The sequence below is a fragment of the Brevibacterium sp. ZH18 genome, from assembly GCF_022748595.1.
Taxonomy (GTDB): domain Bacteria; phylum Actinomycetota; class Actinomycetes; order Actinomycetales; family Brevibacteriaceae; genus Brevibacterium.
The window spans coordinates 1-20,342 of sequence record NZ_JALDSX010000059.1; the positions used below are offsets into that span (position 1 = coordinate 1).

General features: G+C 62.8%; 17 protein-coding genes. 5 read left to right on the forward strand and 12 right to left on the reverse strand.

Translation table 11 applies throughout. The features are described from left to right. Nucleotides 1–23 precede the first annotated feature (23 nt). The 5 genes from MPN20_RS15465 to speB form a co-directional block, all read right to left on the reverse strand. A complete protein-coding gene (locus MPN20_RS15465; RefSeq protein WP_347566841.1) occupies nt 24–782 on the reverse strand; it encodes a GAF domain-containing protein in 759 nt (252 codons plus the stop codon). 164 nt (nt 783–946) lie between these two features. Next, the gene (locus MPN20_RS15470; protein WP_242783577.1) at nt 947–2,599 is read right to left on the reverse strand and encodes a thiamine pyrophosphate-binding protein; all 1,653 of its coding nucleotides are present in this window, start codon (nt 2,597–2,599) and stop codon (nt 947–949) included. A 274-nt stretch (nt 2,600–2,873) separates the two neighbouring features. Continuing rightward, nucleotides 2,874–4,442, reverse strand: coding sequence for a sodium:solute symporter (locus MPN20_RS15475; protein ID WP_242783579.1), 1,569 nt, complete (start codon nt 4,440–4,442; stop codon nt 2,874–2,876). Between the two features lie 37 nt (nt 4,443–4,479). Beyond that, a complete protein-coding gene (locus MPN20_RS15480; protein ID WP_242783582.1) occupies nt 4,480–6,255 on the reverse strand; it encodes a thiamine pyrophosphate-binding protein in 1,776 nt (591 codons plus the stop codon). A 1-nt stretch (nt 6,256) separates the two neighbouring features. Further along, a complete protein-coding gene (speB, locus tag MPN20_RS15485; RefSeq protein ID WP_242783584.1) occupies nt 6,257–7,267 on the reverse strand; it encodes an agmatinase in 1,011 nt (336 codons plus the stop codon). Between the two features lie 133 nt (nt 7,268–7,400). On the opposite strand from speB, the gene MPN20_RS15490 reads away from it, so the two are divergent. Next, nucleotides 7,401–8,948 (forward strand): PucR family transcriptional regulator, encoded by a 1,548-nt coding sequence (locus MPN20_RS15490; protein WP_242783586.1) that lies wholly within the window; start codon nt 7,401–7,403, stop codon nt 8,946–8,948. Nucleotides 8,949–9,073: 125 nt separating this feature from the next. Here the strand turns inward: MPN20_RS15490 and MPN20_RS15495 are convergent, their stop codons facing one another. From MPN20_RS15495 to MPN20_RS15525, 7 genes are read right to left on the reverse strand one after another with little or no spacing between them, the layout of a single operon-like run. After that, nucleotides 9,074–10,183 carry a histidinol-phosphate transaminase gene (locus MPN20_RS15495; protein ID WP_242783588.1) on the reverse strand — a complete coding sequence of 370 codons (1,110 nt, stop codon included), beginning with the start codon at nt 10,181–10,183 and terminating at the stop codon, nt 9,074–9,076. A 58-nt stretch (nt 10,184–10,241) separates the two neighbouring features. After that, the gene (locus tag MPN20_RS15500; RefSeq protein ID WP_242783590.1) at nt 10,242–11,045 is read right to left on the reverse strand and encodes a hypothetical protein; all 804 of its coding nucleotides are present in this window, start codon (nt 11,043–11,045) and stop codon (nt 10,242–10,244) included. Further along, nucleotides 11,042–12,166, reverse strand: a complete 1,125-nt coding sequence (locus MPN20_RS15505; RefSeq protein ID WP_242783592.1) for a VWA domain-containing protein — start codon at nt 12,164–12,166, stop codon at nt 11,042–11,044. Before MPN20_RS15505 ends, MPN20_RS15500 begins: the two co-directional genes overlap by 4 nt. Further along, complete coding sequence (locus tag MPN20_RS15510; protein WP_242783594.1) at nt 12,163–13,137, reverse strand: VWA domain-containing protein; 975 nt, start codon at nt 13,135–13,137, stop codon at nt 12,163–12,165. The genes MPN20_RS15505 and MPN20_RS15510 overlap by 4 nt, the downstream gene beginning before the upstream one ends. Then, nucleotides 13,128–13,580: a hypothetical protein gene (locus MPN20_RS15515; RefSeq protein WP_242783596.1), complete on the reverse strand. Its 453-nt coding sequence runs from the start codon at nt 13,578–13,580 to the stop codon at nt 13,128–13,130. The genes MPN20_RS15510 and MPN20_RS15515 overlap by 10 nt, the downstream gene beginning before the upstream one ends. Next, a complete protein-coding gene (locus MPN20_RS15520; RefSeq protein WP_242783598.1) occupies nt 13,567–14,451 on the reverse strand; it encodes a DUF58 domain-containing protein in 885 nt (294 codons plus the stop codon). The genes MPN20_RS15515 and MPN20_RS15520 overlap by 14 nt, the downstream gene beginning before the upstream one ends. Nucleotides 14,452–14,463: 12 nt before the next feature. Then, a complete protein-coding gene (locus MPN20_RS15525) occupies nt 14,464–15,459 on the reverse strand; it encodes a MoxR family ATPase (RefSeq protein WP_242783600.1) in 996 nt (331 codons plus the stop codon). Between the two features lie 520 nt (nt 15,460–15,979). On the opposite strand from MPN20_RS15525, the gene nrdH reads away from it, so the two are divergent. From nrdH to nrdF, 4 genes are all read left to right on the forward strand, one after another. Continuing rightward, nucleotides 15,980–16,228, forward strand: a complete 249-nt coding sequence (gene nrdH, locus MPN20_RS15530) for a glutaredoxin-like protein NrdH (RefSeq protein WP_242783602.1) — start codon at nt 15,980–15,982, stop codon at nt 16,226–16,228. 1 nt (nt 16,229) lies between these two features. Beyond that, nucleotides 16,230–16,643: a class Ib ribonucleoside-diphosphate reductase assembly flavoprotein NrdI gene (gene nrdI / locus MPN20_RS15535; RefSeq protein ID WP_242783604.1), complete on the forward strand. Its 414-nt coding sequence runs from the start codon at nt 16,230–16,232 to the stop codon at nt 16,641–16,643. A 5-nt stretch (nt 16,644–16,648) separates the two neighbouring features. Next, the gene (gene nrdE, locus MPN20_RS15540; RefSeq protein WP_242783608.1) at nt 16,649–18,775 is read left to right on the forward strand and encodes a class 1b ribonucleoside-diphosphate reductase subunit alpha; all 2,127 of its coding nucleotides are present in this window, start codon (nt 16,649–16,651) and stop codon (nt 18,773–18,775) included. 152 nt (nt 18,776–18,927) lie between these two features. Continuing rightward, nucleotides 18,928–19,902: a class 1b ribonucleoside-diphosphate reductase subunit beta gene (gene nrdF / locus MPN20_RS15545; protein ID WP_242783606.1), complete on the forward strand. Its 975-nt coding sequence runs from the start codon at nt 18,928–18,930 to the stop codon at nt 19,900–19,902. The last annotated feature ends 440 nt before the right edge of the window (nt 19,903–20,342 follow it).

A 20,342-nucleotide genomic window follows, 5' to 3' on the forward strand; every position in this document is an offset into this window, starting at 1 on the left:
AGATACGACAAGCTCGCCATCACCTATCGAGCGGCCGTCGTGATCAGCGCGATCCTGACATGGCTCCGCCAATAAAGGAGACATGCCCTAGTCTCATCTGGACCAGAGGCATAGAGCGTCAGCTCATTCTGATCGTGAAGTTCTACTCGGGTATTGAGAGCTGTGGCGAAGACGTCAAGGGTTCGATCAGTTTCATTGGTATTCCTCAGCAGTTCGATCAAGTCGGTCGACGCGCGCAGTGCCGAATCCGCGGCAGCGACCTTCTTCTTGTAGTCCTGCAAGGTGGACTCGGAGTGAGAATTCAGACCCAGCTGTTCCAAACGTAATGACAGGTAGTGACCGATCGACTCGAGGAGCTGTAGATCTTGCGGGGACCATGCCCGCAGCTGCCGATGTGCGGCGTAAAGTACTCCGACGGGCACCTCTGCGGTCATGAGCGGAGTGACAACGACAGTAGCGATCTTCTCATTGTCGATCAGGCGTTTGGCGGGTACTCGGCGTGAGTCGTGCAGGTAGTTGCTGCTCTTCTGTGTGCGAGCAAGCGATGCGGCTCGTCCGCCGATCCCGTCGCCCACGGCCAGACACCAGTTACCAGACATCTCTGGCGTTCTCAGGCCATGGTGAGCGCCCATGTGGAGCTGATCATCCGTTTCAATCATTCCGGTCCAAGAAACGTCACACCGCAGCGCGGCACTGACGTGTTTAACAGCCGCCTGCATAGCCAGTGCCGCGTCCTTGGCTGTCAGCAAGGATGAAAGGAAGTGCCCCAAATCAGCTGTCATGAATGTTCCATCTTCTGCGAGACGTCTGTGAACATTCCATCTTAGGAGAGCAGCGCGATTTCCAGCGCTGAAGTCGACCGTACCGTGGCGACGACGTTGTTCTGCACTGGGCTCTCAGCAGACTCTACGCCGGATGGTCTGGAACGACCGAGGATCTTCGACCCCTACGAGTTCACGCGAATGACTTCTTCCTGATATGGCGCAATGACCGCGCCCGAGATGCGCAGGTCGAGGACCAGGAACTTCCGTTCGTTGACCGGAGTCTTCTTCCACTCGTTGACCACCTCGAGGTCGGCCAGTGAGCGAACGGCAACACCCTGTCCTCCGGCAGCGCTGCCCAGAGCCGCGAAGTCGATCTCATCGATGAGCATCGGTGCCTTATTCAATCCCTTGAGGCCGTACAGGTTCACCTCGGCGCCATAGGCAGCGTCGTTGAACACAACAGCCATGCCCCGACCGCCTGCTGAACGGATTGCGGTGTCGAGGTCGGACAGAGCCATGGCACCGCCCCCGTCGCCAGTGGTGAGAACGATCGTCGAATCCTGATTGGCGCGTGCCGCTCCTGCAACGCTGTGCCATCCGAGACCGATCGACTGGAACGCAGTGCCGACCATCGCCAGACGGTCGGGTGCGCTGGGCTCCCAGAACATATTCGCCCACGCGATGAAGTGACCGCCGTCGGAGACTACGACTCGGTCCTCTGGCATCAGCTCGCCGAGTCGTGCAGCGGCAGCACGTGGGTCCAGGCGACCATCCTCGGCAAATTCCGTGCGCATTTCGTAGGCCCGGTCGGCGGCCGTATCCACGGTCTCGCGCCACCCGCTCGCATCCGCTCCAACGGCCTCCAGTCGAGAGACCAACTCGCCCGCAGCAAGCTTCACATCACTGCGGATGAAACCGCCGACCCGGGCATTCGTGGCCCGATCATCGGTGTCGATCTGCCACACCGCAGTCGATGGGTGGAACAGCTCACCGAAGCGCATCGTGAACTGATTGAGCGAAGCGCCGAAGACGACGGCGACGTCTGCCTCACGGATTCGCTCCATGGCCTCAGGGGCACCGAAGCCTCCGGCCACGCCCAGGTCGTACTCAGAGCCCGGGAAGACGTTGCGGCCCAGCGCAGTGGTGACCGTCAACGCCCCGGTGGCCTTAGCCAGGGCGCCGAGTTCGACTTCTGCACCTGCCAACCACGCGCCTCGACCGGCCAGCAGGAGTGGCCGTTCCGCCTCGGAGAGGGCAGCCGTCAGACGATCCAGCGAGGTTTGCGCGAACTCGGATGTCGGCGCCAAAGGAGCGGGCCGTCCGGGTCCCGGCACCTCCGGGATGTCGCCGATGTCGAGGGTTGCGACATCGTAGGGGATCGCGAGGACCACAGGCACGCGATAGGTCAGAGCATGCTCGATCGCGGTCACGGTTGCCGCCGCCGCATCGACGCGTCCGACGGTATAGGTCCGCACGCCCACGGCCGAGGCCATGGCGATCTGATCGACGTCCCACGGGCGCGGACCGGATGTCGGCTCATCACCGACGACGAGGACGAGTGGAACCTTGGCTTGGGCCGCCTCGGCGAGGGCCGTGAGCGTGTTCGTGAACCCGGCACCATAGGTGGTGGTAGCCGCGGCGATCCGACCGGAGGTCCGGAAGTGCGCATCGGCGGCGACGACGGCACCGGCTTCATGGCGAACCGCGGTGTAGTTCGCCGAGGTGGAGGTGAGCAGAGCGTCGAGGAAGTAGGCGTTGCCATTGCCCATGAGTCCGAAGACTTCGTCGATGTGGCGGGCGAGGGTGGAGGCGACATGCGCCGAAGTGTGAGCCATGAGAGACCAATCGCTGATGAGATATGGAAGAACGATCCATATATGTCTCACACGCGGGTCCCGCGGCTTCGTGCTCCTTTTTCGAGCACCGGCTTGATCGGCAGCAACCGGATCTGTCGTTGATACCGGCCTGACATCATCGAATATAGGCGAAAGCGGGCCGATCGTCCAAGCTGAGCACCTCATCGGTGCAGACTCGAACGACCAGCCCGCTCTGGCTCGAAGGACCCAGCGGTTCAGGCCCTGTCGGTTCAAGGCCTACCGTTGCTAGGCCCTACCGGTTCAGGCGTTCCTTCCATGCGGCCATGATCTCCGGTGATGTCGGCTTCGACACGAGCGAGCCGATGACGTAGCCCAGCAGCGAGGCGATGAGACCCAGGTAGATGGCCTCATTCGAGTAGATGCCCAGCGTGATCATGATGACGATCGTCGTCAGCGCACCGAGGATCATTCCGGCCATGACGCCGACGATGGTGCCGCGTTTGAAGATCAGACCGCCGAGGATGGGGATGAACAGCCCCGCCACCAGCAGGTTGTACGCCACGGTCAGCGCCTCGACGACGCTGGGCATGATCATCGCCAGCGCCAGCGTGACGACGCCGAGCCCGATGAGGTAGATGCGGGAGTCACGAATCTCGTCGCCGGTCTCGCGGACCAGCGAACGCACAAGCGTCGACGTCGTCCCGGGGCCGTTTGCCCCGTCGGAGTCATCGCCAACAGTTCCACCAACAGTTTCGCCAGAGGCCGCAGCCGAGCGGTCGCGAAGAGACTCAGCCCCGCTCCCGGCGACACTGTCGGCCGTGACCGGCAGTATGTCCTTGCGGGCCAGCAACGGTTCGACGATGTCCTGACGGCACACGGTCGATGCTGCCATGAGTGATCCCGATGCCGTGGACATCATGGCCGCCAAAGCAGCGGCGAGCACGAAACCGCCCAGCAGCGGCGACATGGCGGCGTCGACGACGGCGACGAACACGTCGTCGGCCACGTCGATGCCCGGCACGATCTTCGTCGCTGCCATGCCGATGAGAGCACCGGCAACGGCGTAGAGCAGGCAGTAGATGCCAGCGGAGAGGCCGCCCCACTTGGCCACTCCCGGGCTGCGGGCGGTGAACACACGCTGCCAGATGTCCTGGCCGATGAGCAGGCCGAGCGTGTAGATGAGGATGTATCCGAGGATTGCCTGCCACCCGATGCCGGTGACGCTTGTCTGCTCGGCAGGCAGGCTGGTGAAGAGCTCAGTGACTCCGCCGGACTTGCTGAGCACTATCGGCAACATGATGAGGAAGATGCCGACGGTCTGGATGAAGAACTGGACGAAGTCGGTCAGCGTGATCGACCACATTCCGCCGAGCATCGAGTAGAGAATGACGATGCCGCCGCCGATGAGCACCGACCAGAACTTGTTGAGGTCGAACAGTGCATGGAAGATCGTTGCGTAGGCCACGGTCGACGTCGTCGAGATCATGAGACCGTACGCGGTCATGATCGCGCCCGAGACCAGTCGCGAGCCCTTGCCGTAGCGCAGCTCCAACATCTGCGAGACCGTGTAGATCTCGAGCTTCTGGATCCTCGGCGCGAAGAACAGCGACAGGATGATGATGCCCAGCCCGATGCTGAACACGAGCCACATCCCCGACAGTCCCGACGTGTAGCCGAGGCCGACTCCGCCGATCGTCGAGGCCCCGCCGAGGACGACCGCGGACATCGTGCCCGTGTACAGCCAGCCGCCCAGGCGGCGGCCGGCAACGAGGAAATCGTCCTGGTTCTTTGCCTTGAACCGGCCCCAGATTCCGAATCCCACCATGGCGGCGAGGTAGATGATGACAACTAGAGAGTCCACGTCGACCCTTTCCTATTGAGGTTGCCCGAGCAACCGGTCATGCGGGTGATTGCGACCCGACGGTGATGTGAATGGTGGTGGGTACGGTGCGTTCGAGCGCCTCGGCGACGGCCGACGGCAGCTGCGCATCGATGTCCGATTCTGCGATCGTGACCCCGGATCCGCCCATCGCTTCGCCGAGTTTCGCGAAGTCGGGACGCGCGAGCCTGACGGCGAAGGGTTCGATGTCCCGGTCGACCATCTGCGCCTCGATCTCCGCGTACCCACCGTTATCGACGATGACGAAGGGGATGCCCAGGCCCAGCTCGGATGCTGTCATGAGCTCCTGGATGGAGAACATGGCGGCCCCGTCGCCGAGGATGCACACGACCGGACGGTCGCGCTCGGCGACCTTCGCCCCGAGTGCCGCGGGGATGCCGTAACCCAACGTCGCGAAGCCTGGCATGTAGAGCAGCTGGTCAGGCGTGCTCGCCGTGAGCGCGTGGACCGACCCGTCGTATGTGACCTGGGACGAGTCCCCGGCGATGACGACGGAGGGTCCAGCTCCCTGCTCGACGAGTCGAGTCACGCGTGCCCCGATCGAATCGAAGTCGAAGTCAGAGCCCCACGATTCCCTGATCGCAGCGACGCGCTCGGTGCCGTTGTCGTCGGATACCGGCGCCGAGGCTGGTGTTCCGTTCTCGTCGGATGCCGACGAGGCGGCCGCACCGTCCCGGGCCGATGCCGACGAGGCGGCCGTCGGCGCGAGCTCGCTCGTGCCAGGTGTGCCCAGCTCCGCCATGAGCGCGGTGAGGAATTCGCCGACATCGGCGCACGCGAGGATGTCGCCGCGCAGGTTCTTGTTCAGCTGATCAGGGTCGATGTCGCAGCGGATGACGACCTGGGAGGCCGTCCGATCCCGCACGCCAGGGGCTGTTTGAGCGCCGATGTGCCCGCCCCAGAGGTCGGAGTCGGCGAGTTCTGAGCCGAGCACGACGATGACGTCGGCCGCGGCGGATTCAGCTTGGACGCTGGGGAAGCGCACGTTCGAGCCCAATGACAGAGCATGGTCTTCCGGCAGAATGCCTTTGCCGTTGGCTGTCGTGGCCACGGGTGCGTCCAGAGCTTCAGCGAAGGCTCTGACGTCGGCGCCGGCTCGACGAGCACCGCCACCGGCGACAACGAACGGTCGGACAGCCCCGTGTAGCGCCCGGGCTGCCTGGCCGATCACATGAGCGTCGAGTCCAGGACGTCGGCCCGGGATCGGAGTGGGAACACTGCCGTTCCACGCGCCTTCGAGAACGTCGAGGGGAACCTCGATGTGCACGGGTCCCGGACGGGATGAGGCGAACATGGCGAACGCCTCGGCGACGGCCTGCGCAGCACCTTCGGCAGTGCGCGTGCGCTGGGAGGACACGAGCAGGTGAGTCAGCGCCCCGGACGAGTCCTTCGTCTCGTGGAGCATGCCGAGGTCAGCGCGTTCCAGTCCGGTGGGGACACCGGGGGAGAGGATGAGCATCGGCCGCGACTCCGCGTATGCGGTCGCCGCTGCTGTGATGACGTTGGTCAGGCCGGGACCGGAGGTGGTGATGACGACTCCCGGCTTGCCGGAGACGAGGAAGTAGCCGTCAGCTCCATAGCCGGCGCCCTGTTCGTGACGAGGCGTGACCGCCGTGATTCCGAATTCGGGCAGGTGCCGGTAGAACTCGAGGTTGTGGGTGCCGGGGATGCCGAAGATGGTGTCGACGCCGTGGGCGGCCAGGGTTGCGACGACCGCACGACCACCATTGCGGAATGGCTCGGCCTCCGGGGTTTTCTCTGCCTGTGATGTCATCTCAGACTCCGAGGGCGTCGCCGCTGGGGCCCGAAGGCTCGGTGAGGCCGTTGGCTTCGGCGGCCCAGAGGGAGAGCATCTCGTAGCCGACGTGGGCTGCGGCCAGACCGGTGATCTCGGCGTGGTCGTAGGCCGGGGCGACCTCGACGATCTCGCCGCCGATGACGTTGAGTCCCTGCAGTCCCCGGATCGAGTTGAGCAGTTCACGACTGGTCATGCCGCCGGCTTCGGGGGTGCCGGTTCCGGGTGCTGCAGCAGGATCGAGGACGTCGATGTCGACCGAGAGGTAGACGGGGGCATCGCCGAGGCGCTTGCGGATCCGCGCCACGACTTCCTGGACCGAGGTGAACTGGTACTCGTCGCTGCGGATGATCTGGAAGCCGAGCACGGCGTCGTCTTCGAGGTCCTTCTTGCCGTAGAGCGGTCCGCGGATGCCCACGTGCATGCACGACTCGAGGTCGAGCAGGCCTTCTTCGCTGGCGCGACGGAAAGGAGTCCCGTGCGTGTATGGGGCTCCGAAGTACGTGTCCCAGGTGTCGAGGTGGGCGTCGAAGTGGAGGACGGCGATCTTGCCGTGCGTCTTGTGCAGTGACCGCAGATTCGGCAGTGCCAGGGTGTGGTCGCCGCCGAGCGTGAGCAGCTTCGCCCCATCGGCGCGCATCTCATCGGCATTGGCTTCGACCGTGGTGATGGCCTCTTCGATGTCGAAGGGGTTTACACCTAAGTCACCGCAGTCAGCGACTTGCTGCCAGGTGAAGGGGTGGACGTTCGTTGCCTGGTTGTAGGGGCGCAGGAGCTTCGACGACTGGCGGATGTGCGCGGGCCCGAAGCGAGCGCCCGGACGGTAGCTGACGCCGGCGTCGAAGGGGATGCCGATGACCTTGACATCGATCTTCTCGCCGGGACGCTGGGCTTCGACCTCGTCGATGCGGGGCAGCAGTCCGAAGGTCGGGGGACCTGCGTAGCGCGGTGTTTTGCTGTAGTCGGCTGGACCCAGGGGTTGAGACGGCATTGACTCTCCTATGTAGTGTGTGATGGCTTCTTCGTGTGCGATGGCCCCAGCCTAAGACGTGTCGCCCCCGTCACAGATATCCAGAATGGACTGTTTGTGAAAACCGATAGACGCTCTGGATAAGATGGCTCTCATGGTCACCTTGGGACAGCTTTGGGCACGCAGCGAACTCGACCTCGAGATCGTCGTCGATCCGCCAGGTGCCAGGGACGCAGCCATCACCATCGTCCACTCTTCGGAACTCCCCGAAGTCGACGAATGGCTCGCCGGCGGAGAAGTCCTCCTCACGATCGGCGTCGGCCAGGACCTCAGTGCCGATACCGTCGGTGACTATGTCGCCCGGCTGAAGGTGGCCGGGATCCACGCACTGGGGATCGGGCTCGGCAGCGACCTTCCCTCACAGGCGATTCCGCCTACTCTCATCTCACATGCGAGAGAGCACGAGCTGGCACTATTCGGTGTGCCCGAGCCCGTTCCATTCATTGCTGTCGTCGACGCCTTCACCCGGATGCGTGAGGAGGAGACCAACCGGGAGCTGACCCGGGCCAGCAGCGCGGGCAGGCGTTTCGCCACGGAACTGACGCAGCAGGGTCCCGCCGCGCTCGTGCGCGACCTCGCCGAGACCCTGGCCGCCGGCATCCAGTTCGTCTCACCCACCGGCCGGAGTCTGATCGGCGCGGGACCGACTGACATAGGACGGACTGGCGCGGGACCGACTGCCGCGGGCCTGGCCGGCGCGAGCCTGTCTGCTGCGGGCTTGAGCAGTGTGGGCTCGGTCGGAGGCGATGCACCCGCGCCTGTGCGCCGGGAGCTCATCGCCGAGTCGCTCAAACCCTCTCTGGCTCCGCGGCTGCTGCGTATGGAGAACGGAATCGTCGAGGCGGTGCCCGTCGGCGACGGCCAGGTGCGCGGATGGATTCTCGCCCCCGCCGAGGCTGCCGGAAGTCCCCGCACCCGTTCCCTTCTGCTCTCGACAGCAGCGGCACTGCTCGGTCTCAGTGTGTCCGAGGACCCACCTCGGCGAGAGGAATCACAGCTGTTCGCATCCCCAATGACCACTGCCGAGGCAAGGGCCGAATGGAGAGAACGAACAGGAACCGCTCCGGTGTCCCGGGTGAAATTCACGGTGTTCGGGGGAGTCCGCGGTGATGGGCCGGAAGCGCTGCTGGAGGATCTCGGAGAGGCGACGCTTCTGGCCCGCGCAGGATCGACTCTCGGAGTCGTTCACATGGGTGAGTCTGCACAGGTCGAAGATGAGGCAGATCCGGCCACGCTGGTCGACCGCGTCGCCGAGGTGACCGGGCTCGACGAACTGTTCGCGAAGATGATCCCGCTCAGCCAGGTCCATCACACCTGGACGGTGTGGCGAACACAGCACGAGGCTTCGAATTCGGATGTGCGAGCACTGCTGTCATCGATCGACGAATCAGCGGCACGGCGCTTCACCGACCGGATCCTGGGCGGACTGCTCGCGGCGAAGGACGGGCAGGATCTGCTGCTGACGCTGCGAGCCTTCATCGCCGCTGGAGGAGTGCGGGACACGGTTGCGACTGACCTTGGCATTCACCGCCACACGGTGCGAGCGCGCATGGCCAAGATCGAGAAGATTTTGGACAGGGACCTCTCCCGTTCGGAATCGGTCCAGGCCGTCGCGCTCGCCCTCGAGCTCGCTGAGATGTGACCGGCGATCATGACCAGTTGCCGTGACCAGCTGCTCTGGCCGGCTGATCGGGTCAGCTGCTCTGGTCAGCTGAGGGCTGAGCGATCAGCTGAAGTGCTGCTCTGGTCAGCCGAAGTGCTGGGCGATCAGCCGAAGTGCTGGGCGCGGAAGTCCGCAGCAGCACTGAGCACCCGGTCGAGGGCCTCCTGCTCGCCGATGCTGATGCGCACCCCCGCACCGAGGTTGCGCACCGCCACCGCCTGTTCGACGCAGGCGTCTTCGAATGCCGAGGACAGCTCGACCAAAGGCAGCCACACGAAGTTCGCCTGCGCTTCGGGCACATCCCATCCCTGATCGCGCAGGGCCTGCGCGAAGGAATCGCGTACCCCTGCGATGTTCCGGGCTCGGTCGAGGACCTCGTCCCAATGGCGCAGAGACTCCAGGGCCGCGGCCTGGCTCAAATCGGTGACGCCGAAGGGGATCACAGCTTTGAGCAGTCCTTGGATCACGGGTTCGTGGGCAACGGCGTATCCGATTCGCAGCCCCGCGAGGCCGTGCGCCTTCGAGAATGTGCGCAGGAGGACGACATTGGGATGATCCGCGACGAGGTCGAGGCCGCGGACGACGCCCTCGGCTGTGGCGAACTCCCAATAGGCCTCATCGAGTGCGACGAGTATGTGAGAGGGCACCGCCTGCAGGAACTCACGCACTTCGTCGTCGCGCAGAGCCGGGCCCGTCGGATTGTTCGGTGAGCAGAGGATGATGAGGCTCGTCTTCTCCGTGATCGCCGCGGCCATCGCGTCCAGGTCGTGCCTGCCCTCAGAGGTCACGGGCACCTCGATCCGCTTCGCCCCCGCCAGGCCGGTCGTCTGCGGATACATCTCGAATGACGGCCAAGGGTAGATTGCCTCAGTCGTGGCATCCGAGGTGATCTGCGTCAGTGCTACGAGTAGCTCACTGGCACCGGTGGTCACGACGAGCTCATCGATGCCGACACCCAATCGCTGGGCCAGCTCGGTCCGCAGTGCCGATGCCGCATCGTCGGGGTATAGAGCAGGATCCTTCGCATGCGCGACCATCGCGTCGATCACTGCAGGCAGCGGCTCCAGATAGTTCTCGTTCGAGGAGAGTTTGAACGGAGTCAGACCCTCGACCCGCCGAGGCGGCTTCCCCGGAACGTAGGGCGGGAACGTCTCCAGCGACGCTCGCAGGTGAGGTGTGGACGAGGAGTCAGAGGCAGAATCCGCAGAGATCATGGACTCATGATCCCACGGCCGACATCACCAGGGTCTGGCTGGGGCCAGCCGAACTTGGTCACCACGGCTTGTCGGGTGTCGAGCGGCCGCCGTCGCCGCCAGGGCCCTGCTGACGCTGCTGGCGGTCGGACTCCTCGCCTCGTTTCTGCAGTTCGTCGCGCTTCTTCTCCGCTTCCGACTTCTCTCCCGAGCCGTCGGACTTCTTCGAATCCTCGTCTCCGGAATTCTGCCCCTTGTCCTTCGAATCGTCTCCGGAGTTGCCGTCCTTCTTCTGGTCGTCTCCTTCGGAGCCTGTGGAGTCTTTCGAATCGTCGCCCTCGGAGCCCTTGCCCTTGGACTTCTGACCTTCCTTCTTGTCTTCGACGCGTTTCTTCGCCTCGTCGCTCTTGTGCTTCTCTTCGCTCTTCTTCGGCTGGCATTCCTCCGGTGCGTCGTTGAGCGTCTGCAGAGACTGATCGTAGAGTTCGTCCGACTGGTCGGGATCCTGATCGGCCACCTGATCAGCGAGCTTCTCGTAGACATACGACAAGTTGATCCGCACCGCGCATTCATCACGCGTGGGAACGATGTCGAGCGCGGACTCGAGATCCTCCTGTGCGGGCTCGTAGCTGCCCACAGCCGCCTCGGCGGTGCCGCGGTTGTAGTACCCGATGTGACGTTCGATGGGGCTGAGGGTGAGAAACGCCGTCGATGCCTTCTTCGCTCCGGGAAAGTCATTGGAGTCGTATCGGATCTGCGACATCGCGCCGAAGTACACAGTCACCGCGATGTAAGCGAAGATCAGCGTGAGGACAGAGCCGACGATGAGGTTGACGCGGGTCAACAGGCGCATGCCTGACCAGGTGCTTGCGAGCCGGTTCATGAGCGACCTCCTCGGGGGTGTCGACGGGACCGTGAGTGTGTGGAACCGCTGCGGTCGCGTGGTTGGATGGAGCGCAGTCGGACGAGTTCGCGGACTCCGAATACCATTTCGACGGCGATCCACGCGAACACGAGGAGCAGCGGAACCCAGAAGTACTCGTCGACCGTGACCCGTCCGTCCTTCTTGACCAGGGTCTGGTCGAATTTCGGCGCTGTGTACACATTCGCCATCGAGACCTTGCCGTCACGATGGTGGTAGTCGACGCCCAGATCGCCCGCGAGCTGTTTGAGGTGCTTCTCGTCGATCGTGGAGATCCCGGGATTGCCCTGGCTGTCGCGGATGTAGTCGCCGCCGGATCCTCCAATACCGTCCGCGCCGGCTGTTCCGTCACTTCCGCCGGTTCCGTCGGGGTCGACGAGACCGCCGTCGCTCTGCCCGCCGTAGCCGAAGGGCTGCGGCTCCTTCATCTTCCCGCCTTGGGTGGTGCCGTATCCGAACACTGCGCCGCTGTCGATGCGCGAAGCGAACGATGCCCACGAGTCGACAGGTGACTGCGAGGTCTGCTCGCCGTCGCCGAAGTAGAAGACGAGGCTCTTGTTGTCGGGCCGATCCTCCTGATTCGACTTCATCCGTTTGTCGAGCTCAGCCCCGGCCTCGGTGATCGACGACCCGTTCGAGTTCACCGACATCTCCGGGGTCAGGACGTCGACGGCGGAGGCGAACGCGGTATGGTCCGTGGTCAACGGCATGACCGTCGAGGCTGTCGAGGCGAAGGAGATGATGCTCAGTCGAGTGCCCGGGAACTGCTTCGCCAGTTCGAGCATGTCCTTCTTCACGCCCTCGAGGCGGGTCTTGTCTCCGTCGTAGTCCTCGGCAGCCATCGAGGTCGTCGTGTCGACGAGGAAGTAGACGTCGGCTGCGGCCTCGTACTCCTCCGTCGAGGACTTGACGGGAATGCCGGGGCGGGCCAACGCGAGAGCGAGCACGGCGACGACGGCCATGCGGGCGAACCACTTCCAGCGCGGTCCGTCTCCGCGTATTGCCGGGATGATGCACACGGTCAGCAGGGCGATGACGATGAAGGCCCATCCGAACCAGGTGAAGAGCGGGTCGAAGATCATGATTTCGTCCTCCAAGCCAGAACGAAGACCCCGGCGAGGCCGAAGACCGCGATCACCAGCGGAACGGCGGGCATGTCATGGACGATGGTGTAGGAACGGCCAGGAGTGTTCTCGGCCTCTTGGCTCTGGATCTCGGCGACGATGCGATCGATCGTCGAGGACGACCCCATGTCGAACTGCTTGCCGCCGGTGCGGTCGGAGACCGACTTGAGCTCTTTGGTCTGAGTGTTCGTGAGAACCGACGGGGGTGACAGGCTGTAGACCCTGACCTTCGAATCGACGGCGATGTTCGTAGCTTCGTCGAGCTCGAACAGTGGGTCACCGGCGAGCATGTTGTCGGTGGCGAAGACGACGGAGCGAGACCTGTCCTCGTCCTGGCGGTCGAAGTTGTCGATGCAGGAGACCAGTCCGTCGCCGATGAGTGAGGAGCCGCCGATGTTCGGCGGTGAGGTCGACCACGAGTAGTCGGTGCCCTCCGAGCCCCAGGTGCGGAATCCCTCCTCGGCTTCAGCCAAGTAGTTCTGGACCATGTCGTAGTCGTCGGTGAGGGGGAATGCGGAGACGGCGGTCGAGTTGAACACCGTCATGCCGATGCGTTCGCCGTCGAAGCGGTCGACGAGCTCCTGGTAAGCCTCGAGCAGGTCCGCATCGTAGCCGAGCATGGACCCCGAGACATCGAGGCAGAGCATGACGTCGCGCAGCTTCTTCTCCGGGTTGACGGTTTCGATCCAGGCCGGCCGGGCGATGCCGACGAGCGTCGAGAGGCCCGTGAGGACGATGACGCCGAGGAAGGCCGCCGTCGTGATGAGCTTCGCACGCATCGCACGACGGAAGCTCGGCAGGCTCGTCATGCGGCCGCTGTGAGCCACAGCCAAGGACGATGCCGTGCCCCGGGGGCGGCGGAAATAGAAGACTGCGGCCCCGCCCAGGACGAGGAGGATGAGCGCGAGCCACCAGAACATCAGGACCATCGGGCCACCAACTTCCTGACACCGGCGATCTGAGGGTGCAGGTCCGTGGCGTCGTCTTCGGCGAACTCCGCCTCGTAGAGACTCGACAGGGACTCGGCAAGGTCATCGAGACCAGCCACGGCAGCATCACGATAGGTCAGATGCTCGGCTTTGACGCCCCACGCATCGCGAGCGAACTCGCGCACGATCTTCGCGAGCTCCCGGGCGGAGTCGCGCACATCGGCATCGCCTGCGGCCAACTTCGACTCCACCTCGGCGACCCGTGTCATGTACGTGCTGCGCACGGGGATCGGGATCCGTGGTCGGGACTTCACTACGGATCCTGCGGCCAAGCGCAGGAGCGGAGCGAACAGGTTGAGCAGGGCGGCGAGCAGGACGACTCCGGCGGCGACGTACCACCAGACCGAGATCTGCAGGGGCCCGACGAGCTCAGCGGGGCCCACGGCGATGCCTCAGCAGAAGAGTGTGGAGGTTGTCGAGAGCCTGGTTCGGATGTGCGATCTCGGTGTGGGAGATCCCGAGTTTGGCCAGCAGGTCGATCCGGAACTGCCTCCGCCCCGCCTCGGCGGCGAGGAATTCGGCTCTCACTCGGGGGTTCGCCATCACGGATGTGGGCAGCCCGACCGATGGCCGGGAGACGTCGTGGGGCACCGAGGCGGTCGGCAGCTCCGCAAGATTCGCATCGGTGATCGTGATCCACAGGACCTCGTGCTGTGCGCGCAGACGTTTGATCGTGGCCTCTTCCTTCGGGCCGAGGGGCGCCTGGTCGGAGATGACGACGACGAGCATCCGATGGTTGATGTGGCTGGCGATCCACTGCAGCTGTTCGTTGATCGATCCGTCGGCCTCGGTGCCGGCCTCGGCGAGGATCTGCTGGAGCAGATGCTCCAGGTGCGCTTCGCTGCCTTTGCGCCGCGACGCGGTGGTGCGCTGGGCGTTGCCGTGGATGAGCATGACGTCATCTCCGTGGCGGACGGCGAGGTAGCCGGCCATTCCGGCCATGAGGATCGCCAGCTGACGTTTGTCGACGCCAGCCGAAGTCACAGCGTCGAAGTTGCAGGAGGTGTCGACGACGAGGGCGAGAATGTGCCTGCGATGTGCGACATAGCGCTTGACCAGCGGGCTCGAGTGTCGAGCCGTGGCCTTCCAGTCGATGTCTCGGATCTCATCGCCGGGGATGTAGTCGCGCAGATCGTCGAAGTCGAGGCTGTGGCCGTGGAAGACAGAAGAGTAGTCCCCGTCGAGGAGCCGACGTGTCCGACGATGAGCGTGGATGGTCATCCGCGCTTTGATCCGATTGAGCAGAGCAGTCATCTCAGCACCCGATCACGGAGTGGGGACGGCCATGAGGAGGGCATCGACGACCTGCGCGCTCGTGATGTTCTCCGCTGCCGCCTCGAAGTTGAGTTGGATGCGATGGGCGAGCACACGGTGCGCGAGATCCTTGATGTCTTCGGGGATGACGTAGTTGCGGCCGCGGATCATAGCCAGGGCTCGTCCGGCATTGGTGAAGGCGATCGACGCACGGGGGCTGGCCCCGTACTCGATGAAGGGGGCGAGGCGCCCCAGGTACTTCTGGGTGTTGCGGGTCGCGTGCACGAGCTCGACGAGGTACCGGGTGATCGAGGGATCGATGTAGATGGTGCGGGCATAGCGCTGCATCGTCACCACCTCGTCGAGGTCGCACGAGGGCTTCGGCACCGATTCCCGATCGAAGACCCCTGAGTCCAAGCGGGAGAGGATCTCGATCTCCTCATTGGGACTCGGGTGGGTCAGCAGATCCTTGATCATGAAGCGGTCGAGCTGAGCCTCGGGCAGCTGATAGGTGCCTTCCTGCTCGATCGGGTTCTGAGTGGCAAGGACGAGGAAAGGGCGGGGGAGTTCGAACCGCTGTCCGCCGATCGTCGTCTGCTTCTCCTGCATCGCTTCGAGCATGGCGCTCTGCGTCTTCGCCGAGGAGCGGTTGATCTCGTCGAGGAGGACGATGTTCGCGTGGACGGGCCCCAAGACCGTGTTGAAGGAGCCCTCATGGGCGTTGTAGATCTGTGAGCCGATGATGTCGGCAGGCAGCAGGTCCGGCGTGCACTGGATGCGGGAGAACTTCCCGTCGACGGCGTTGGCCAGGGCTGCTGCGGCGGTCGTCTTGGCCAGTCCGGGGACGCTTTCGAGGAGGAGGTGGCCGTTCGAGAGGAGGCCGATGAGCAGACTCTCACGCAGACGCTGCTGACCGACGACGAAGTGGTCCAGATAGGATTCCAAGCCCTTCAGGATGGTCTGAGCGTGCGCAATCTCTTGAGTGTTGGCGGGCGCCGGTGCCGACATTGTGGGGACCTCTCGAATCTCAACGGGCTGATGAATCAAGCATATGGGCAGAGCCTGACACGACTCTGGACGATCTCGTGTCAGTACCGACACATAGTGTGATGGGTACGGATCAGAAGAGGAGCTGAGGGGCACGTGGCACGCGCACCATGACACGCCGACGAATTGCCCACAGGCAGAAATTTTTCCTGTGGACAGCTGTTGAAAACTGCTGTGGGAAAAGGTGTCCGAACCACCACTTCGACACGACTGGCCAGTGTCCTCGCAGGTGATCGAACTACATCGACGTTGTTCACAGCCTGTGGACGAATGTGGACGGACGAAACACAGGGTGTGGACGGTCCGAATCACACTGGTGTAACACTGGATATAGGGGTAGGGTCGTACTCGAACACAACATCTAGTGGTCGCAGTCGGGCCCAATCCCCGTGATGCACTTCATGCTTAAGGCCTGAAGTCAGGGGTCCGACGGACACCGCCGCAGAGAAATCGAAGCCACAGCGCAGAACGAGGAGTCGCCATGATCACCGTGTACACCAAGCCCGCATGCGTCCAATGCAACGCCACCTACCGTGCACTCGATGCCAAGGGCCTGACGTACAAGTCGGTCGATCTCAGCGTCGATGAGAATGCGCTCGATGTCGTCAAGGCCATGGGCTACATGCAGGCTCCCGTCGTCGTCACGGACAACGATCACTGGTCGGGCTTCCGTCCGGACAAGATCGCGACCCTGGCTGGAGAGCAGACGACGGTTTCCGTCGTGGCCTGACATGCTCCTTGTCTACTATTCCAGTAGCTCTGAGTACACGCACCGCTTCGTCGGCAAACTCAAGCACCCGGGTCGCCGGCTGCCGCTGTTGACGAAGGAAGAGTCGTTGAGGATCGATGAACCATTCGTCCTCGTGACTCCCACCTACGGGGCGGGTCCCAACCGCGGGGCCGTGCCCAAGCAGGTGATCAAGTTTCTCAATATCGAATCAAACCGTCGCCATCTCGTTGGCGTCATCGGCGCCGGAAACACGAACTTCGGCGAAGAATACTGTCGGGCGGCCCGTACGGTCGCCGCGAAGTGCCATGTACCCGTGCTGTACCGTGTCGAACTCCTCGGAACCCCGGAGGACGTCGAAGCAGTGAATTTAGGATTGGACAAACTGTGCGCGAGCTCGCTGAAGACCGCAATGTAGAAGACATCATCCGCGAAGAGACGGACCTCGACTACCATGCGCTCAACGCAATGTTGAACCTGTATGACGATGACGGTCGAATCCAGTTCGAACGTGACAAGCAGGCTGCCAGGCAGTACTTCCTGCAGCACGTCAACAACAACACGGTCTTCTTCCATGACCTCAAGGAGAAGCTCGACTACCTCGTCGAGAAGGACTACTACGAGCCCGAGGTCCTTGAGCAGTACAACTTCGATTTCATCGAAGAGCTCTCGAAGCGCGCCTACTCGGCCAAGTTCCGGTTCCAGACCTTCCTCGGAGCCTTCAAGTTCTACACCTCCTACACACTCAAGACGTTTGACGGCAAGCGCTACCTCGAACGCTTCGAGGACCGCGTCGTCATGGTCGCACTGTTCCTGGCCCGCGGTGACGAGACCCTCGCGACTCAGCTCGTCGACGAGATCATCACCGGACGGTTCCAGCCCGCAACCCCGACGTTCCTCAACGCCGGCAAGAAGCAGCGCGGAGAGCTCGTCTCCTGCTTCCTGCTGCGCATCGAAGACAACATGGAGTCGATCGGCCGCTCCATCAACTCCGCACTGCAGCTGTCCAAGCGCGGTGGCGGTGTCGCCTTCGCGCTGACGAACATCCGTGAGTCCGGCGCCCCGATCAAGAAGATCGAGAACCAGTCCTCCGGTGTCATCCCGGTCATGAAGCTGCTCGAAGACTCCTTCTCCTACGCCAACCAGCTGGGTGCGCGTCAGGGAGCCGGAGCCGTCTACCTCCACGCTCACCACCCCGACATCTTCAAGTTCCTCGATACCAAGCGTGAGAACGCCGACGAGAAGATCCGGATCAAGACCCTCTCCTTGGGTGTCGTCATTCCAGACATCACCTTCGAACTGGCCAAGCGCAACGAGGACATGTACCTCTTCAGCCCCTACGACGTCGAGCGCGTCTACGGTGTGCCTTTCTCAGACATCGATGTGTCGGAGAAGTATGAGGAGATGGTGGACAACGCGTCCATCAAGAAGGACAAGATCAACGCTCGCGAGTTCTTCCAGACTCTCGCCGAGATTCAGTTCGAGTCCGGTTACCCCTACGTCATGTTCGAAGACACGGTGAACAAGGCGAACCCGATCGACGGCAAGATCATCATGTCGAACCTGTGCTCCGAGATCCTCCAGGTCTCCGAACCCAGCAAGTACGACTCCGATCTGGGCTACGACGTCGTGGGCAAGGACATCTCCTGCAACCTCGGTTCGCTCAACATCGCGCTGACGATGGACTCCGACGACTTCGGCCGCACCATCGAGACCGCGATCCGCGGACTCACCGCTGTCGCTGAGACTTCGGACATCCAGTCCGTGCCGTCGATCGCCCGTGGCAACGACATGTCGCACGCGATCGGGCTCGGGCAGATGAACCTGCACGGCTACCTCGCTCGTGAGCACGTCTACTACGGTTCCGATGAAGGCCTCGACTTCACGAACATGTACTTCTACACCGTCGCCTACCACTGCGTGCGGGCGTCGATGGAGATCGCGAAGGAGCGCAAGTCCGCGTTCTCCGGATTCGAGCGGTCGAAGTACGCCACAGGTGAGTACTTCGACAAGTACACGGATGAGGTCTGGGAGCCCCGCACCCAGCGTGTGGCCGACCTGTTCTCCGAAGCTGGTGTGTCGATCCCGACTCAGGACGACTGGCGCGAGCTGAAGTCCGCTGTCGCCGAGCACGGCATCTACAACCAGAACCTGCAGGCCGTGCCGCCGACCGGTTCCATCTCCTACATCAACAACTCGACCTCGTCGATCCACCCGGTGGCCTCGAAGATCGAAATCCGCAAGGAGGGAAAGATCGGGCGCGTCTACTACCCGGCTCCCTTCATGGATAACGACAACCTGGAGTACTACCAGGATGCGTACGAGATTGGCTACAAGAAGATCATCGACACGTATGCCGAGGCCACGAAGCACGTGGACCAGGGACTGTCGCTGACTTTGTTCTTCATGGACACGGCTACGACTCGTGACATCAACAAGGCGCAGATCTACGCATGGCGCAAGGGCATCAAGACCATCTACTACATTCGGCTGCGGCAGCTCGCGCTGCAGGGCACCGAGGTCGACGGCTGCGTCTCCTGCATGCTGTGACCTGCTGGTTCAGCGGGCCGGTGATCACCGGCCCGCTGAACTCATAGTCCGAGAGCTGGATCCGTTCCTGGTCTCGGGCACTGGACATACTTTGTCTGCTGGGCAGACCACTCGTACGCACGGCGTACCCGCAACTGAGAAATGAGATGGAAGTGTTGGAGAATCTGACTTTGGCCTCGCACGTCGACGCCATCAACTGGAACCGCGTCGTCGATCCGGTCGACGACGACGTCTGGGACCGCCTGACAGGAAACTTCTGGCTGCCTGAGAAGGTGCCGTTGAGCAACGACGTCCCATCGTGGGCGACGCTGACAGCTGAGGAGAAGACGCTGACGATGCGCGTCTTCACCGGACTGACGCTGCTCGACACGATCCAGGGCACTGTCGGTGCGATCTCGCTGATTCCGGATGCGGTGACCCCGCACGAAGAGGCAGTGATGACGAACATCGCGTTCATGGAGAGTGTGCACGCGAAGTCGTACTCCTCGATCTTCTCGACTCTGTGCTCGACGAAGGAGATCGACGAGGCGTTCCGCTGGTCGCGGGAGAACACCTACCTGCAGGCGAAGGCTGACATCATCCTCAGCTACTACCGGGGTGACGATCCGCTCAAGCGCAAGGTGGCCTCCACGCTGCTGGAGTCGTTCCTCTTCTACTCGGGCTTCTACCTGCCGATGTACTGGTCCTCGCATGCGAAGCTGACGAACACTGCCGATCTCATCCGCCTCATCATCCGCGACGAGGCCGTCCACGGCTACTACATCGGCTACAAGTACCAGAAGGGCCTTGAGTCGCAGTCCGAAGAGCGCAAGCAGGAGCTCAAGGACTACACCATGAACCTCATGTTCGAGCTCTACGAGAACGAGGTTGCCTACACCCATGAGCTCTATGACTCAGTGGGGCTGGCTGAGGACTGCAAGAAGTTCCTCCACTACAACGCCAACAAGGCGCTCATGAACCTCGGCTACGAAGCGATGTTCCCGAAGGAGGTCACGGACGTCAACCCGGCGATCCTCGCGGCTCTCTCACCCAACAGCGATGAGAACCACGACTTCTTCTCCGGTTCCGGATCGTCCTACGTCATCGGCAAGGCCGAGAACACGGAAGACGACGACTGGGACTTCTGAAACTGCTGGTGACGGGCCTGCTTGCTTCGATTTGAGAGGTAGGCAGGCCCGCACTGTATGCGAATACTTGGGCTAGCCGAGAACGGTCTGCCCAATTTTTGCCTACATTTTAGCTCGAAGGGAGATGGATTGAGATTGGCTAAGAAGGGACATGCGCGCAGTGCTATCACTGGACGCTTTGTGAAGATGTCGACGGCCGCCCGCAATCCGCGGACGACCGTCGTTCATAAGCCCAAGAAGAAGTAAGTACTGATCCGTCTGCAGGATCCCCATCAGGGCGTGAGAACGAATTTGCACTTCGTTCTCTCGCCCACTCTATCTATGGTGAAGGCTTCACGCGAGCCGCCGACGAGACTCATAGATAGTCCCCGCGTAGCCAAGGGTCGTGCCTCACATAAATTTCCCCGCCAGGCTCTTCACCCGGGGACATAGACACGACG

What these genes read in the sequence shown, in the direction of transcription:
- MPN20_RS15465 (WP_347566841.1), bottom strand. Translation starts at nt 782, where the DNA reads ATGACAGCTGATTTGGGGCACTTCCTTTCATCCTTGCTGACAGCCAAG.
- MPN20_RS15470 (WP_242783577.1), bottom strand. Translation starts at nt 2,599, where the DNA reads ATGGCTCACACTTCGGCGCATGTCGCCTCCACCCTCGCCCGCCACATC.
- MPN20_RS15480 (WP_242783582.1), bottom strand. Translation starts at nt 6,255, where the DNA reads ATGACATCACAGGCAGAGAAAACCCCGGAGGCCGAGCCATTCCGCAAT.
- speB (WP_242783584.1), bottom strand. Translation starts at nt 7,267, where the DNA reads ATGCCGTCTCAACCCCTGGGTCCAGCCGACTACAGCAAAACACCGCGC.
- MPN20_RS15490 (WP_242783586.1), top strand. Translation starts at nt 7,401, where the DNA reads ATGGTCACCTTGGGACAGCTTTGGGCACGCAGCGAACTCGACCTCGAG.
- MPN20_RS15495 (WP_242783588.1), bottom strand. Translation starts at nt 10,183, where the DNA reads ATGATCTCTGCGGATTCTGCCTCTGACTCCTCGTCCACACCTCACCTG.
- MPN20_RS15500 (WP_242783590.1), bottom strand. Translation starts at nt 11,045, where the DNA reads ATGAACCGGCTCGCAAGCACCTGGTCAGGCATGCGCCTGTTGACCCGC.
- MPN20_RS15505 (WP_242783592.1), bottom strand. Translation starts at nt 12,166, where the DNA reads ATGATCTTCGACCCGCTCTTCACCTGGTTCGGATGGGCCTTCATCGTC.
- MPN20_RS15510 (WP_242783594.1), bottom strand. Translation starts at nt 13,137, where the DNA reads ATGGTCCTGATGTTCTGGTGGCTCGCGCTCATCCTCCTCGTCCTGGGC.
- MPN20_RS15520 (WP_242783598.1), bottom strand. Translation starts at nt 14,451, where the DNA reads ATGACTGCTCTGCTCAATCGGATCAAAGCGCGGATGACCATCCACGCT.
- MPN20_RS15525 (WP_242783600.1), bottom strand. Translation starts at nt 15,459, where the DNA reads ATGTCGGCACCGGCGCCCGCCAACACTCAAGAGATTGCGCACGCTCAG.
- nrdH (WP_242783602.1), top strand. Translation starts at nt 15,980, where the DNA reads ATGATCACCGTGTACACCAAGCCCGCATGCGTCCAATGCAACGCCACC.
- nrdI (WP_242783604.1), top strand. Translation starts at nt 16,230, where the DNA reads ATGCTCCTTGTCTACTATTCCAGTAGCTCTGAGTACACGCACCGCTTC.